Origin of the sequence: Bradyrhizobium glycinis, assembly GCF_016031655.1 — a bacterium.
GTDB classification, from domain to species: Bacteria; Pseudomonadota; Alphaproteobacteria; order Rhizobiales; family Xanthobacteraceae; genus Bradyrhizobium; species Bradyrhizobium glycinis.
In genome coordinates this window covers 153,088-167,936 of record NZ_JACCHQ010000011.1, presented here as the reverse complement: position 1 = coordinate 167,936, position 14,849 = coordinate 153,088, and the positions used below count along the sequence as shown (strand labels likewise).

14 protein-coding genes are annotated in these 14,849 nt (G+C 64.1%); 2 read left to right on the top strand and 12 right to left on the bottom strand.

From position 1 onward, the window contains the following. The first annotated feature begins 191 nt into the window (after window positions 1–191). Window positions 192–509 carry a hypothetical protein gene (locus tag HZZ16_RS18205; protein ID WP_197950149.1) on the top strand — a complete coding sequence of 106 codons (318 nt, stop codon included), beginning with the start codon at window positions 192–194 and terminating at the stop codon, window positions 507–509. Between the two features lie 151 nt (window positions 510–660). Here HZZ16_RS18205 and HZZ16_RS18200 read toward each other — a convergent pair whose 3' ends face one another. After that, entirely contained in the window at window positions 661–873 is a 213-nt protein-coding gene (locus HZZ16_RS18200) for a hypothetical protein (RefSeq protein ID WP_197950146.1), read from the bottom strand. Window positions 874–1,185: 312 nt separating this feature from the next. On the opposite strand from HZZ16_RS18200, the gene HZZ16_RS18195 reads away from it, so the two are divergent. Further along, the gene (locus tag HZZ16_RS18195) at window positions 1,186–2,721 is read left to right on the top strand and encodes a PAS domain S-box protein (RefSeq protein ID WP_197950144.1); all 1,536 of its coding nucleotides are present in this window, start codon (window positions 1,186–1,188) and stop codon (window positions 2,719–2,721) included. Window positions 2,722–2,843: 122 nt separating this feature from the next. Here HZZ16_RS18195 and lpxB read toward each other — a convergent pair whose 3' ends face one another. From lpxB to frr, 11 genes are all read right to left on the bottom strand, one after another. After that, window positions 2,844–4,022, bottom strand: coding sequence for a lipid-A-disaccharide synthase (gene lpxB / locus HZZ16_RS18190; protein ID WP_197950142.1), 1,179 nt, complete (start codon window positions 4,020–4,022; stop codon window positions 2,844–2,846). Continuing rightward, window positions 4,022–4,891 carry an LpxI family protein gene (locus tag HZZ16_RS18185; protein WP_197950139.1) on the bottom strand — a complete coding sequence of 290 codons (870 nt, stop codon included), beginning with the start codon at window positions 4,889–4,891 and terminating at the stop codon, window positions 4,022–4,024. The genes lpxB and HZZ16_RS18185 overlap by 1 nt, the downstream gene beginning before the upstream one ends. A gap of 7 nt (window positions 4,892–4,898) precedes the next feature. Continuing rightward, window positions 4,899–5,690 carry an acyl-ACP--UDP-N-acetylglucosamine O-acyltransferase gene (gene lpxA / locus HZZ16_RS18180; RefSeq protein WP_197950137.1) on the bottom strand — a complete coding sequence of 264 codons (792 nt, stop codon included), beginning with the start codon at window positions 5,688–5,690 and terminating at the stop codon, window positions 4,899–4,901. 185 nt (window positions 5,691–5,875) lie between these two features. Continuing rightward, window positions 5,876–6,337: a 3-hydroxyacyl-ACP dehydratase FabZ gene (gene fabZ, locus HZZ16_RS18175; protein ID WP_036010015.1), complete on the bottom strand. Its 462-nt coding sequence runs from the start codon at window positions 6,335–6,337 to the stop codon at window positions 5,876–5,878. Next, window positions 6,334–7,401, bottom strand: a complete 1,068-nt coding sequence (gene lpxD / locus HZZ16_RS18170; protein ID WP_197950135.1) for a UDP-3-O-(3-hydroxymyristoyl)glucosamine N-acyltransferase — start codon at window positions 7,399–7,401, stop codon at window positions 6,334–6,336. The genes fabZ and lpxD overlap by 4 nt, the downstream gene beginning before the upstream one ends. Before the next feature lie 125 nt (window positions 7,402–7,526). Then, window positions 7,527–10,052, bottom strand: a complete 2,526-nt coding sequence (gene bamA, locus HZZ16_RS18165) for an outer membrane protein assembly factor BamA (protein WP_197950133.1) — start codon at window positions 10,050–10,052, stop codon at window positions 7,527–7,529. Between the two features lie 176 nt (window positions 10,053–10,228). Then, window positions 10,229–11,380: an RIP metalloprotease RseP gene (gene rseP, locus HZZ16_RS18160; protein ID WP_197950131.1), complete on the bottom strand. Its 1,152-nt coding sequence runs from the start codon at window positions 11,378–11,380 to the stop codon at window positions 10,229–10,231. A gap of 44 nt (window positions 11,381–11,424) precedes the next feature. After that, a complete protein-coding gene (gene dxr, locus HZZ16_RS18155; protein WP_197950129.1) occupies window positions 11,425–12,648 on the bottom strand; it encodes a 1-deoxy-D-xylulose-5-phosphate reductoisomerase in 1,224 nt (407 codons plus the stop codon). A 4-nt stretch (window positions 12,649–12,652) separates the two neighbouring features. After that, the gene (locus HZZ16_RS18150) at window positions 12,653–13,495 is read right to left on the bottom strand and encodes a phosphatidate cytidylyltransferase (protein ID WP_197950127.1); all 843 of its coding nucleotides are present in this window, start codon (window positions 13,493–13,495) and stop codon (window positions 12,653–12,655) included. Beyond that, window positions 13,492–14,250: an isoprenyl transferase gene (locus HZZ16_RS18145; protein ID WP_197950125.1), complete on the bottom strand. Its 759-nt coding sequence runs from the start codon at window positions 14,248–14,250 to the stop codon at window positions 13,492–13,494. The genes HZZ16_RS18150 and HZZ16_RS18145 overlap by 4 nt, the downstream gene beginning before the upstream one ends. Window positions 14,251–14,262: 12 nt before the next feature. Continuing rightward, entirely contained in the window at window positions 14,263–14,826 is a 564-nt protein-coding gene (frr, locus tag HZZ16_RS18140) for a ribosome recycling factor (RefSeq protein WP_027575609.1), read from the bottom strand. Window positions 14,827–14,849 lie beyond the last annotated feature (23 nt).

Below are 14,849 nucleotides of genomic sequence, written 5' to 3'. Positions count from 1 at the left end.
CTCGTTCGGGTCCGCTTTGCTGTCCGAGTGAAACGTCAAACACACACATCAATGCATGCCGCTGGGCAAATCGGCGCCTTGAGCGCAACCCACCTGATCGCAAGACGTGATTTTCGGCAATAGCGATTGGAACTAGGAAACCTTGGGAGGTTCGCGCGTTTAGGGGCCGGAGCAAGCCGTGGAGGAGAAGCATGCGAACAGCAATTCTCGCGTTGATTGTAGTCGCCGGAAGCGCAATTGCCTTCCAAGCAACGGCCCAACAGCAAAAGGCCGCACCCAGTGAGCAAACCAAGGAGGAGATGAACCGCGACGTGGACCAAGGGCTCAAGGCTGGTCAGCCCAATGAGCAGATGCAGCGCGACGCGGACAAGGGCATCAAGACCCGCAACTCCGGAGAGTCCGGATACGTGGCCGATCAGGACAAGCCGGCCGCTTCTGCGAATCCTCCGGGCCGGCCGGGAAGTGGGCAGACCACCGGATCGGGGAGCCAGACCGGCACTCCGAAATAGAACTCTTGGAGCGCACTCTGCGTCTGTGGTGAGTGGTGCGGGCCCGGAAGTGACCTCACAATTCGCATTCGGGTCCTGGACTTAGCGTGTCGATCGGCCGCCGACCGAATGGCCTTCCGGCTCACCAGCGGCGGCCCGGCCGCTCAATGCGTCAGGTCCGGTTCTCCCCTGAGAGCGGCCTTTTCAGGACTTGTTGCACGTCATCGGCCAACTGCCTGAACAGCTCCGTGAGATTGAGAGCATAACCCATCAATACGTCGGCTTCGACGTAATCGCGGTACGGACATATCGTCGGCAGGCGCTTTTTCACGGCGAGCTCGGCGATGAGCTGGCGGTTGGCGTAAAGATCGCCCTCTCCGCTCACCAGCACGGCATCCGGCCGTTGCTCCCATATCGCATCGAAGGCGGGCGTCGGCCACTATCGACGGACATTGGTCGCCGCCCGCGAGAGAAGAAAGACGGGCCGCCTCACACGCATGCGTTGACGGACCCGGGTTCAGCTCGCGTTGTTTCGGCTCGGGTTCGTCACAGGCACGTCGCTATAGAGAGGCCCTGTATACGGGAGTATAGTCGCCAAAGGCATATTCCTGATCAATCTTGGATAACTCCGGGACGGGACGCAATCCGGTACGACAAATCGGTCGATTGATCCATCACGCGTGAGCAAGAGATGATCATGCAACATGCGATTCAAGTGCCGTCGGTCGCGATCGATTCGAACGAGTGCAAGCGCCCCGAGGAGGCACTGCGCGAGAGCGAGGAGCGCTTTCGCACGCTGGTGCAATTCTCCTTTGATGTGTACTGGGAAACGGACGCGCAGCATCGCTTCATCCGCCAGGAGTTCGCCGAGACGCTTCCCGAGCCGCCGGTCTCCGAGATCGGCAGGACACGATGGGAGGTCCCGTATCTCGAACCTGACGCAGATGGCTGGCGCAAACACCGGGAGATACTCGACGCTCACCTCCCGTTTCGCGATTTCGAGCTCGCGCGGCCGACACCTGACGGCGGCAAGCGCTATATTTCCGTCTCTGGGCTGCCCATCTTTGACAAGACAGGGAACTTCGTGGGTTACCGCGGTGTGGGGCGCCACATCACCGAGCGCAAGCGCGCCGAACAGGCACTGATCGAGAGCGAGGCCCGTTTCCGTACCTTCGTGGACCACGCGACCGATACGTTCATGTTGCACAGTGAAGATGGTCGCGTTCTCGATGTGAATCGGAATGCCTGCGAAAGTCTCGGCTACAGCCGGGCCGAACTGGTTGGGGCAACTGCGGCTTTGTTCGATCTGGAGATGGATGAAGCGACTTGGCGTCGCAACCGGGAGCGTCTCAAGGCCGGCGGCATCGCTACGCTCGAGAGGCGCTATTGCCGAAAGGACGGCACTGTGTTTCCCGTCGAAGTTCGTATGCGGGAATTCTGCGAAGTCGGACAGTCACGAATCATTTGTCTGAGCCGCGACATCACCGAACGCAAGCGAACCGCCGAGACGTTCCGTGAGATGCAGGCTGAACTAACACACGCCAATCGCGCGGCGGCAATGGGCCAGGTCACGGCTTCGGTGACACACGAATCAAGCCAACCAATCACCGCGGTGCTCTGCAACGCAGAGGCCGCACTGAACTGGCTAGGAACACAATCTCCAAATTTCGAAAAGGCGCAGCAGGCGCTCGTATCCATTGTCGCAGAAGCCAAGCGAGGCGGCGAGATCATCAGTTGGATCCGTTCCTTGATCAAGAAAGCTCCAGCGCCGAAGGAGAGCGTCGATGTCAATGCTGCAATCCTGGACGTGATCACCATAGCCCGTAGCGAGCTGCTCAAACATGACGTCTCGATCCAGACCGACCTCGCCCCCGGCTTGCCGCTCGTGAAGGGCTATCGCGTTCAGCTGCAACAGGTGGTTCTCAATTTGATCCTCAACGCGATCGAGGCAATGAACTGCGTCGACGTTGGCGGACGAGAGCTGCGGATCAGCACGGCTGCAGATGCATCAAATCGCGTTGTTGTCGCCGTACGCGATACCGGACCTGGACTTGACGTCGCAATCGTTGACCGCCTGTTCGAGCCCTTCTACACCACCAAGCCGGACGGGACCGGCATGGGCTTATCGATTTGCCAATCGATCATCGAGGCGCACGGAGGACGACTTTGGACTGGTGCGAATGAACCACGGGGGGCCGTGTTTCACTTTAGTCTGCCTTCGCAACAGGGGTGATCCACGTCGCTTCAGCGTCACTCACGCCTTCGCTGTTGCGTTTCTTGGCCTTTGGTTTTTGGAGAGCAGCCAGGCCGAGTGGCTTCCGTTGTGCTGTTGCAAGCAGACGTTCATGAGATACCCTAGCTCGTTCGCCCACTCTTCCGCGTCGTTGCGAGCACGATGTCGGCGGCGAGCACGCTCGGCGATGTGGTGCCGGTCGACATGATCTGATCGAGCCTGGCAAAGGCCTCGACCTGCTGCCGCCGCAGCGTGGAATCCGTCAGAACGTCGCGAAGCGCTGGCGCCAGCTTCTCCGGCGTGCACTCCTCTTGCAGATACTCCGGAATGACATCCTTGCCGATCACGAGATTGGCGAGGATCACCGACGAGACGCGGATCGCGCGGCGCAGGATGAAGGCCTCGATCGCGCCGACGCGATAGGCCGTCACCATCGGAATGCCTGACAGCGCGAGCTCGAGCGTCACCGTGCCGGATTTCGCCAGCGCGGCGTGGGCGATGCGGAAGGCGGCCCGCCTCTCGTTCTCGCCGATCACGATCTGAGGCTTGACCGGCCAATTCGCGATGCCTTCGCGGATGATGGCTTCGAGATGCGGCATGGTCGGCAGCATCAATTCGAACGCGCAGCCCTCGCCCCGTAAGCGCCCGAGCGTTGCGCCGAACACGTTGAGATGATGCTTGACCTCGCTGCGGCGGCTGCCGGGCAGCACCAGCAGCACGGGCGGCTCACCGTCGCGGCGCTTCTGCTCCTCCGCACTCGGCCGCAGCGAGCCCAATTGCTCGACAAGGGGATGGCCGACATAGCTGCAGGGCGGCCCACCGAGCTTGCGGTATTCCTCCGGCTCGAACGGCAGCAGGCCGAGCACGTGGTCGACATAGCCGAGCATGGTCCGCGCCCGTCCCGGCCGCCATGCCCAGAGCTGCGGCGAGACGTAATCGACGATCGGGATCGCGGGACTGCGCGCGCGCACGCGGCGGGCGACGCGGTGCGTGAAGTCGGGGCTGTCGATGATGACGAGCACGTCGGGCGCGGCCTCGGTCACGGCGTCGGCGGTCTGCCGGATCAGCCGCAGGATCTTCGGCAATTGTTGCACCACCGCCGCAAACCCGACGATCGACAGCTCCTCGATCGGAAACAGCGATTCCAGGCCCTCGCGCGCCATGGTGCGGCCGCCGACACCGACGAACTGCACGCCGTCGCCGAGGCGCTGGCGCAGCACCTTCATCAAGGCGCTGCCAAGCCTGTCGCCGGATTCCTCCGTCGCGATCAGGAATATCTTGCGCTCGGGATCACGCGACATCACGCGGGCAGGCCGATGACGAAGAGATATTTGGCATCAGCAAGTGCGATCATCGCCTGCGGCTCGGCGGCGATGGTGTTGCCCGCGATGACGGCGATGCCGGCAAGGCCGGCGGCCGCGACGCCCTCGATGGTGCGCGGACCGATCGTCGGCAGGTCGAAACGCAGGTCCTGACCGCTCTTCGGCGCCTTCACCAGCACGCCGCGTCCGGTAGCGGCGCGGATGCGGCCCTCCTCGCGCAGCCGCGCGACGCGGGCGAGCAGCGCGTCGGTGCCCTCGATGTCCTCGACCGCCACCACATGACCGTCGATCACGACCACAGCCTGGCCGATGTCGAACGGACCGAGCGCGGTCAGCACCGCCCGGCCGCGCGCGATGTCGGTCTTGCTGGCATCGCTCGGCCAGGCGCGGCTTATGCAGCCCTCGGGCATCAACAGATCCGGCGCAACGTCCTTGATGCCGACCATCCGGAATCCGTCCTGCTCGAGGATGCGGCCGACACCCGACAGCAGATGATCGTCGCCGCCGCGGAAGGCCCGGATGACGTTGCCGAGCAGGCGCAGCGTCGTGAAGTCGAACCGGATCTCAGACAGCGAAGGCCGCACCAATGTTCCGATGAAGATCAGGTCGCGGCAGCCCTCCTCGCGGAACAGCCGCATCGCGCGGCCGAGCTGGCCGACCGAGATCCAGCGATGGCGGAATTTCTCCACCCGCTGGGGATCGCAGGCCCCGCGCAACGGAAACAGCACCGGCGTGATGCCGTGCGCGGCGAGCGACTCGGCGACCGCGAACGGCATGGCGCCGCCGCCGGCGACGATGCCGACCGGTGACGAAACCTGCAAAGCCGCCGATGTCGTGCCCGCGGCCATCCCAGCATCACTTCGCGATGGCGGGAAGACAGAGCGGGCGCTTGCCCTTGCCGATGAAGTCGAGAATTTCGGCGATCGCGGGGTCCTCGCCCGCGAGCGGCCGTGCCGCTTCCAGCCGCTCGGCGAAGGTGCCGGGGCCATGGAAGAGCTTCTGGTAGAACGCGCGCACGGTGGCGAGGCGCTGCTTGGTGAACTTGCGCCGCTTCATGCCGATCAGGTTGAGGCCTTCGAGCACGGCATATTGGCCGTTGACGAGACCGAACGGAATGATGTCGTCGCGGACGCCACACACCCCGCCGACCATGACCTGCGCTCCGATGCGGGTGAACTGGTGCACGGCGGACAGTCCGCCGATGAAGACGAAGTCGCCGACCTCGCAATGACCGCCAAGCGTCGCTGAGGTCGCGAAGATCACGTCGTTGCCGACATGGCAGTCGTGGCCGACGTGGCTGCAGTTCATGAAATAGCCGCGGTCGCCAACCGAGGTGACGCCCCCGCCGGCGACGGTCCCCGCGTTCATGGTCACGGATTCGCGGATGGTGCAGCCCGAGCCGATCCTGAGCTGCGTCAGCTCGCCACGATAGCTGAGCGATTGCGGCGGCGTGCCCAGCGAAGCGAACGGATAGATGGTGCAGCCGTCGCCGATCGTGGTCTGCGCCGTGACGTGCACATGCCCGATCAGCTTGCAGTTCGCGCCAATGACGACGTTCGGGCCGATGATGCAATAGGGTCCGATCTCGGTGCCCTCGCCGATCACGGCGCCGTCCGCGATCCGCGCGGTGGGATCAATCTTGCTCATCAAGCCAATCTTACTCGTCAAGAAGGTCTGGTTATGTATTGAATTCGCTCGGTTTTCGGCTGGTTAGCGCGACTATGCCCGATCTGTCCAGTGACGTATCATCTCGGCGCATTTCAGGGCGAATGGCGAGTTGCGAATGGAAAGTGGACTACGCGCCATTCTCTATTCGCTATTCGTCGATCCGCTCAATCAGTCAGCATGGCGCCGACGTCGGCTTCAGCGACGACCTGACCGTTGACCTTGGCATCGCCGTGAAACCACCACATGGTCTTGCGGCGGCCGAGCGAGCGCATGTGATACTCGATCGTATCGCCAGGCAGCACCGGCTTGCGAAACTTGCACTTGTCGATGGTCAGGAAATAGACCGCCCGCGGCTTCTCGGTGCCCTCGACCGACTTGATGCCGATCACGCCCGCGGTCTGCGCCATCGCCTCGATCATCATGACGCCGGGATAGACCGGACGCTCGGGGAAATGCCCCTGGAACGCCGGCTCGTTGAAGGTGACGTTCTTGATGCCGATGCCGCTGTAATCGGCGCGGATGTTGATCACGCGGTCGATCAGCAGCATCGGAAAGCGGTGCGGCAGCGTCTGGAGGATCGCGTTGATGTCCACCAGCTCGAACTTAACAGGTGATTCCGCCGTCATTCCCGTCCCTCGTCCTTCGGATCGGCCTTGCTGTCGCGTACCAGGCGCTCCACCGCGATGATCTCCTTGAACCATTGCTTGGTCGGCTTGGCGAAATGCCCGCCCCAGCGGCCGCCCGGCGGGATGTCGTCCTTGACCGCGCTCATCGCCGTCACCTGCGCTCCGTCGCCGATCTTGAGGTGATTGTTGATGCCAACCTTCGCTCCAAGCGCCACGTTGTCGCCGATGGTCAGGCTGCCGGCGAGGCCGATCTGGGCCGCGAGCAGGCAGTGCCGGCCGATCGTCACATTGTGGCCGATCTGGACCTGATTGTCGATTTTGGTCCCCTCGCCGATCACGGTGTCGCGCAAGGACCCCCGATCGATCGTGGTGTTGGCCCCGACCTCGACGTCGTTCTGGATCAGCACGCGTCCGGTCTGCGGCACCTTCAGATGACCTTCAGGGCCGAAGAAGATGAAGCCGTAGCCGTCCTGGCCGATCGAGCAGCCGGGATGGATCAGCACGTTGTTGCCGATCAATGCGCACTGGATCGCGGTCCGGGCGCCGACATTGCAATCCCGGCCGATCTTGACGCCCGGGCCGATCACCGCTCCGACGCCGATCACGGTGCCGCTGCCGATCTCGACCTCCGGGCCGATCACGGCAAGGGGGTCGACGACCACGCCGTCCTCGAGCCGGGCCGTGGGATCGATGATGGCCGACGGCGCGATACCGTCGTTGCCAACCCAGGATTGCGGCCGCAGCGCGTCGGCGTGCCATTCCCGCGCGATCCGGACGAAGGCGCGGAATGGCTGCGCCACCCGCAGCACCGCCACATGTTCGGGCACCTCGGCCTCGAAGCGCGGACTGACCAGACAGGCCCCCGCCTTGGTCGCTCTGAGCTGATCGGCGTATTTGAGGTTGTCGAAGAACGCCAGATGCATCGGGCCCGCTTCGTCGAGCGAAGCAACGCCCGTGATGACGTGGCCGCCCCTCGCGGGATCGACCAGCTGCGCCTTGGTCAGCGTGGCGATGTCGGCCAACGCTGCGGCAGGCGGCTTTGTGAAGAAGGTCGGCTGCGCCATTCCACCCCGTCGCGGTCCGGCTTCGGCATGAAGCGGTCAGGCCGCATCATGCCTCATCTCTTGGATCGGCACGATTCCTTTCGGAAACCGGCTCCGGTGATCCGGATCGTGCCGTGCTGATCGAATTAGAACGTGGTGCCGCCGCCGAACCGGAACTCCTGCGTGCGGTCGTACTTGCCCTTGCTGAGCGGCACGGCGTAGTCGAAGCGCAGCGGTCCGAACGGCGACTGCCAGATCACGCCGACACCGACCGACGAGCGGACGACCTTGCTGTCGTCATAGACGAGACCGGTGCAGGTTCCCGTGCTCGAGGGATTGATGGTCGACGGGATACAGCCCGGCGCGTTGACCTCGTTGGTGGTGGTCCAGCTCGTCGGTCCCCTGTAGTCGTAGAGGCCGCCGGCGTCGGCATAGACCGCGCCCTTCAGACCCACTTCCTTGGGCAGGAACCAGAACGGCATCTGCAATTCGAACGAAGCACCCCAGTACTTGGTGCCGCCGAGCGCATCCTGCGTACCGAACGGATTCAAGTCGCGGGGACCGATGCCGTTCGGGGCAAAGCCGCGGACGAGGTTCGGGCCCATCTGGAAGTGGTCGAGCATGCGCAGATCGTCGCCGATCTTGTTCAGCATGCCGCCTTGCACGCGGACGAGGCCGACGATGTCTGAGACGAGCGGGGTGTAGTACTTCGCATCGACGACCGACTTCAGATAGGAGACGTCGCCGCCGACGCCGGCGAAGTCCTGCCGGAAGTCGACGAGCAGACCGTCGGTCGGGTTCTTGTTGTTGTCCAGCGTGTTGTAGGTCAGCGTGTAGCCGAGCGCCGAGGTCAGCGTCTTGCCGTTGGCGAGCTCCTTGCGCACCGGCAGCGAGGCCTCGCCGTCGCTGTAGCAACCAAGCGTCGAGGTGTTCGAGGGACTGGGCGGGTTGCCGGCCGCAATGAAGGCCGGGCTCGGATTGTAGTTGGGATCGAAGATGTTGTTGTTACAGTTCGCCAGGTAGCTCGGCAGCGTGATCTCCTGCCGATAGACCGAGTAGCGCAACTGGAGCGCGAGATCTTCACGCAATGAGAAGCCAAGGCGCGGCGAGAAGCCGAGCGTCTTGGTGCCGTAGGAGATGTAGCTGTTGGACTTCTGCTCACGCTGATAGAGGTCGAGGCCGAGCGCCACGCGATAGTCGAGCAGATACGGCTCGACGAACGACAGCGAGTAGCCGCGCGCATACTGGCCATAAGTCACCGCAGCCTTGGCGAACAGGCCGCGACCGAGCAGGTTGCGCTCGGCGATCGAGACTTCGGCCAGCGCGCCGTCGGTGGTGGAGTAACCGCCCGAGACCGAGAAGTCGCCGGTCGATTTTTCTTCCATGTCGACGATCAGGATGACGCGGTCGCTCGACGAGCCCGGCTCGGTCGTGATCTTCACGTTCTTGAAATAGTCGAGGTTCTTCAGGCGCCGCTCGGCACGGTCGACCAGCGCGCGGTTGTAGGCGTCGCCTTCCGAGATGTCGAACTCGCGGCGGATCACGTAGTCGCGCGTGCGGGTATTACCGCGCAGGTTGATTCGCTCGATATAGGTGCGCGGGCCCTCGTCGATGTTGAACACGACGGACACGGTGTGCGCTTCGAAGTTGCGGTCGCCGCCGGGCCGCACCACGGCGAAAGCATAGCCGCGGCGGGAGGCCTCGATCTGCATCTCCTCGACCGACTTCTCGACCGATTCGACGTTGTAGAGCGAGCCGACATTGACGCGCGAATAGGCGCGCATCGAGCTCGGATCGAAGTTCGGAATGCTGGTGCGGAAATCCACCGCGCCGACGCGGTATTGCGCGCCTTCCTCGATCTTGAAGGTGACGTTGAAGCCCTTCTTTTCCGGGTCGTACTCGGTGAGCGCCGCGACGACCTGCACGTCGGCGAAGCCGTTCTTGAGGTAGAATCGGCGGATCAGATCGCGATCGGCTTCGACGCGGTCGGGATCGTAGACGTCACCGCTGCCGAGGAAGCTCAGCAGATTGGTTTCGCGCGTCTTGATCACGTCGCGAAGGCGGTAGGACGAGAAGGCATTGTTGCCGACGAACTCAATCGACCGGACGCCGGTCTTGACGCCCTCCTCGATCGTGAAGATCAGGTCGACGCGATTGTTCGGCTGCTCGATGATCTCGGGCGTGACGCGCACGTCGTAGCGACCGGAGCGGCGATAGATTTCGGCGATACGGAGCGTATCCGACTGCACCATGGCGCGGGAGAAGGTGCCGCGGGCCTTGGACTGGACTTCAGCGGTGAGCTGCTCGTCCTTGATCTTCTTGTTGCCCTCGAAGGCGATGCGGCCGATCACCGGGTTTTCCACCACGGAGACGATGAGCTGGCCGCCGGAACCGCGGTTGATCCGGACGTCCTGGAACAGGCCGGTCTCGATCAACGCCTTGAGGCCGTCGTCGATGGCGGCCTGATCCAGCCGGCCGCCCGGACCCGGCTTGAAATAGGAGCGGATCGTCTCCACCTCGACGCGGCGATTCCCCTGGACGGTAATCGACTGAACGGTCTGAGCGAGCGCAGACGAAGACACGAAAACAGCCCCAACCGGGGCAACCACCGGCGCGCCGAACAAGATCAGGGTTGCGAGCAAGCCCCCCCGGAGTCGCAGTCCAAACTTCATCGCGCAACGCGCCCTTATCATTCCCTGCCAGACCCAACCCCAACGCCGGTCCGGAGATTCCCCAAGTTCTGGCCGCTTGTAGCCAATTTCGCCGACGCCGCAAACGGCCGAAAGCGCCGTAATTTCAATTTCATTCCAAGACGTTGCTCAACAGCAACGCCACAAAAAAGCCCCTATCAGGAAGCGGCCATCCGCAGGATGTCGTTGTAGGTCGCAAACACCATCAACATCAGCACGAGGCCAAGCCCGATTCGGAACCCCATTTCCTGGGTCCGCTCGGACAGGGGCCGGCCCCGGACCACCTCGGCCGCATAGAACATCAGGTGGCCGCCATCGAGCAGCGGGATCGGGAACAGGTTCAAAAGGCCAATCGAGACCGACAGCACCGCGCAGAGATTGATCACGAACTGGAACCCGGCGCTGGCCGCCTGCCCCGACATTTTCGCGATTCCCAGGACGCCGCTGACCTCGTTCGGATTGCCGTGGCCGACGAACAGCGAGCCCAGGAACTTGAAGGTGCTGGTGATGATGAACCAGACCTGCTCGACACCGATCTTGAGCGCTTCACCGACGCCGACCGGGGTGGTCGAGGCCTCCCCAGCCTGCGACTTGTGCTCGACGCCGAGAACGCCAAGGCGGTGGCTGTTGCCGAACGGATCCTTGCGCTCCAGCAGCGCCGGGGTAGCGGTCAGCGAGACGATCCCGCCGTCGCGCTTCACCTGAAAAGTAAGCGCCGAACCGGCGTTCATCGCAACGATTCGCTGCATGTCGGCAAAGCTCTCGATCGGCTTGCCATCGATCTGGACGACGATGTCGCCGACCTTGAAGCCGGCGGCGGCCGCCGCGCCGTCAGCGACCACACCATCGACCCGGGCGATCGTGCTCGGCTTGCCGTAATAGAGCGCCATTCCGGCGAAGATCAGCGCGCCCAGGATGAAATTGGCGATCGGTCCGGCCGCGACGATCGCCGCCCGGGGGCCGACCTTCTTGTGGTGGAAGCTGCCGGCGCGCTCCTCGGCCGACATGGCCGCCAGCGTCTGGGCCGACGGGGTCGAGGCCTCGCTCTCGTCGCCAAAGAACTTGACGTAGCCGCCGAGCGGGATCGCCGAGATCTTCCAGCGGGTGCCATGGCGGTCGTTGAAGCCGACCAGCTCGGGGCCGAAGCCGAGCGAAAAGGTCAACACGCGCACGCCCGCCCAGCGCGCGACCAAGAAATGGCCGAGCTCGTGGAAGAACACGACGATGGTCAGGACGAACAGGAAGGGAACCGCGTAGCCGAGGAGCCCATGGCTCAACGTATTGAAACTATGGACGAAAAAGTCGATCATCGAATTCCCTCACCCAGCGCCGCAAGGCCCTGGTCCCGAACCAACTAGGATGCCTTTAAGGCAATTTGAGGCAATAGGGCGGCAGCCCTATTTCGCGCAACATGGTCAACAGAGATTGCATCGTCCGCGGAGGTCAGGGGCGCCTGGTTGCCACCTTTGATCCAATCCTCGAGGGTCGCCTCGACCAGCCGGGCAATCGCGCCGAACCGGATCTTGCCGCCGATGAAGGCGGCGACCGCGACCTCGTTGGCGGCGTTGTAGACGGTGGTCGCACCCTTCCCGGTCCGGAGCGATTCGTAGGCCAGCCGCAGGCCGGGGAAGCGCTCGAAGTCCGGCGCTTCGAAGGTCAGCTGGCCGATCTTGGCAAGGTCGAGCTTGGCCGCCGGGCCCTTGATGCGATCGGGCCAGCCGAGGCAATGGGCGATCGGCGTCCTCATGTCGGGCGCGCCGAGCTGGGCCACCACCGAGCAGTCGGAAAACTCGACCATGCCGTGGATGATCGACTGCGGATGAACCAGCACGTCGATTTCGTCCGGCGAGAGCGCGAACAGATAGGACGCCTCGATCACCTCGAGCCCCTTGTTCATCATGGAGGCCGAATCGATCGTGATCTTCTGGCCCATGCTCCAGTTCGGATGCTTCAGGGCCTGCTCGAGCGTCGCCTGCTCGATGTCGACAGGCTTCCAGGTCCGGAACGGGCCGCCGGAGGCCGTGATGATGACGCGGACGAGCTCGTCGCGATTGCCTGAGCTCAGCGCCTGGAACAGCGCGTTGTGCTCGGAATCGGCCGGCAGGATGCAGGCGCCCGCTTTTGCCGCACGCTGCATGAAGAAGTCGCCGGCGCAGACCAGGCACTCCTTGTTGGCGAGCGCGACATGCGCGCCGCGATCGACCGCGGCGAGCGCCGGCTTCAGCCCGGCAGCGCCGCTGACAGCCGCCATCACCCAGTCGGCCGGACGCGCGCCGGCCTCGATCACCGCGCTTTCGCCGGCGCCGCATTCCGTGCTCGTGCCCGCGAGCGCAGCCTTGAGCTCGGCGAGCTTGGAGGCGTCGGCGATCGCGACGTAGCGCGCGTTGAATTCCTTGGCGAGCTTGGCGAGCGCCGCGACATTGCCGTTCGCGGTCAGCGCCTCAACACGGTAGCGCTCGGGCGAGGCGCGCAAGAGATCCATCGTGCTGTCGCCGATCGAGCCAGTGGCCCCGAGGACCGTGACACTGCGAATGTCGGACGCAGCAAGCCTGTTGTTACGCAAGGGAACGGCACTCATATCCTCACCAAACCATAAGACCGCTTCCGGCGCTATGCACACCATGGCGGAAAAAGCCGATAATCCAGGCCGCCAGGATGGCGGCGACAAAACCGTCCAGACGATCCATAAGCCCGCCATGGCCGGGAATTAAGTGACTGGAATCCTTGACACCGAAGCGCCGCTTCACGGCGGATTCGAAGAGATCGCCGAGCTGCGACACCATCGACAGGACGGCGCTGACGAGCAGCAGTGGAACCGCCTTTCCGATCCCGGCCGCGGCAAAGCCGGCCGCGACCGCAAGGCTCGCCGCAAAGCCGCCGAGCGCGCCGGCCCAGGTCTTCTTCGGGCTCACGCGCGGCCATAATTTCGGACCACCAATGCTGCGTCCGGCGAAATAGCCGCCGATGTCGGTCGCCCACACCACGAGGAGCACGAACATCAGCGCGGAGAAGCCGTTGACGAGATCCTTCCGCACCAGGATCGAGGCCAGCAGCGCCGCCGCCGCATAGGCAAATCCGCTGGCCGCCCATAAGAACTTGCCCCGGGCGATCAGCGTCACGATGGCTCCGCCAATGAGGCCGGTGGCGACGGACGTCTTGAGCGCGCCGAAAGCGACGGAGGCTCCCATCATGGCGATCGCGACCGTCCCTGCCCCGGTCAGCGCGGCCGATCCCGCACCCACCACCATCAGCCATTCCGCGAACAGCCCGATCGAGACCAGCGTGACGAGGAGCGCCCACAGCCAGCCGCCGGCATAGGCGATCGCAATGGCCAGCGGCGCCAGCACCAGCGCTGCGAGGACCCGCATCACCAGATTGCTCGGGGCAGGCTTGACGCCCGCCGATGCAGGATCGGGTTCGTTCACGAGGCGGTCTTCGCGACCAGGCCGCCAAAACGGCGTTCGCGCCTGCCAAACTCGGCGATCGCGCTTTCCAGCGCCGCCTTGTCGAAGTCGGGCCAATGGATCGGCACGAACACGAGCTCGCTATAGGCGGCCTGCCACATCAGGAAGTTGGACAGGCGCTGCTCGCCGCTGGTGCGGATGATGAGATCGGGGTCCGGGATGTCGGGCGCGTCGAGATGCGCGCCAAGCGTCTCGGCGTCGATCGTGGCAGGATCCCGCCTACCCTCCGCGACCTCGCGGGCCAGCTTCTGCGCCGCTTTGGCGATCTCCTGCCGCGAGCCGTAGTTGAAGGCGACGACGAGCGTCAGGCGCGTGTTGTCGCGCGTCAGTTCCTCGGCCTCGTTCAGCAAGGCGCAGATGTCGCTCTCGAGCCCTTCGCGCTCGCCGATGATGCGGACCTTGACACCGTCGCGGTGCAGGCTCGCCAGGTCGTTGCGGATGAAGCGCCGCAGCAGGCCGAACAGGTCGCCGATCTCGCTCGCCGGGCGCGACCAATTCTCCGAAGAGAACGAGAAGATGGTGAGATAGCGGATGCCGAGCTCGTGCGAGGCGCGCACCACGCGGCGCAGCGCGTCCACGCCGCGGCGATGCCCTTCCGCTCGCGGCAGACCGCGCGCAGCCGCCCAACGCCCGTTGCCGTCCATGATGATGGCGACATGCGCAGGCGCCTCGGACCTGTCAGGTCCTTCCGTTGCGGGCGCGGCGGCGTTGGACATGAAGGCGATGCCTTAAACGGTGAGGATTTCTTTTTCCTTGGCGGCCAGCAACTGGTCGATCTCCGCGATGGTGCCGTCGGTCGCCTTCTGCACCTCGTCGGCGTGACGCTTCTGATCGTCCTCCGACATTTCGTGATTCTTCTCGAGCTTCTTGAGCACGTCGAGACCGTCGCGGCGGACATGACGTGCGGCGACCTTGGCGGCTTCGGCATATTTGTGCGCGACCTTCACCAGCTCCTTGCGGCGCTCCTCGTTGAGCTCGGGAATGCGCAGGCGCAGCACCTGGCCCTCGGTCGCGGGCGACAGGCCGAGATTGGAATCCACGATCGCCTTCTCGACGGCCTTGACCATCGACTTGTCCCAGACCTGCACCGAGATCAGCCGCGGCTCCGGCACGCTGACGGTGGCGAGCTGATTGAGCGGCATGTGACTGCCATAAGCCTCGACCTGCACCGGATCGAGCATCGAGGCGGAGGCGCGTCCCGTGCGCAGGCCGCCGAGCTCGTGCTTGAGGGACTGGACGGCGCCCTGCATGCGGCGCTTCACTTCGTTGAGGTCGAAATTACCCGTGGCCATCACGTTTCTCCTTCAAAATCCCG

Bases quoted from the DNA above. Each gene is read 5' to 3' on its own strand.
- HZZ16_RS18205 (WP_197950149.1), top strand. From the start codon at position 192: ATGCGAACAGCAATTCTCGCGTTGATTGTAGTCGCCGGAAGCGCAATT.
- HZZ16_RS18195 (WP_197950144.1), top strand. From the start codon at position 1,186: ATGCAACATGCGATTCAAGTGCCGTCGGTCGCGATCGATTCGAACGAG.
- lpxB (WP_197950142.1), bottom strand. From the start codon at position 4,022: ATGTCGCGTGATCCCGAGCGCAAGATATTCCTGATCGCGACGGAGGAA.
- HZZ16_RS18185 (WP_197950139.1), bottom strand. From the start codon at position 4,891: ATGGCCGCGGGCACGACATCGGCGGCTTTGCAGGTTTCGTCACCGGTC.
- lpxA (WP_197950137.1), bottom strand. From the start codon at position 5,690: ATGAGCAAGATTGATCCCACCGCGCGGATCGCGGACGGCGCCGTGATC.
- fabZ (WP_036010015.1), bottom strand. From the start codon at position 6,337: ATGACGGCGGAATCACCTGTTAAGTTCGAGCTGGTGGACATCAACGCG.
- lpxD (WP_197950135.1), bottom strand. From the start codon at position 7,401: ATGGCGCAGCCGACCTTCTTCACAAAGCCGCCTGCCGCAGCGTTGGCC.
- bamA (WP_197950133.1), bottom strand. From the start codon at position 10,052: ATGAAGTTTGGACTGCGACTCCGGGGGGGCTTGCTCGCAACCCTGATC.
- rseP (WP_197950131.1), bottom strand. From the start codon at position 11,380: ATGATCGACTTTTTCGTCCATAGTTTCAATACGTTGAGCCATGGGCTC.
- dxr (WP_197950129.1), bottom strand. From the start codon at position 12,648: ATGAGTGCCGTTCCCTTGCGTAACAACAGGCTTGCTGCGTCCGACATT.
- HZZ16_RS18145 (WP_197950125.1), bottom strand. From the start codon at position 14,250: ATGTCCAACGCCGCCGCGCCCGCAACGGAAGGACCTGACAGGTCCGAG.
- frr (WP_027575609.1), bottom strand. From the start codon at position 14,826: ATGGCCACGGGTAATTTCGACCTCAACGAAGTGAAGCGCCGCATGCAG.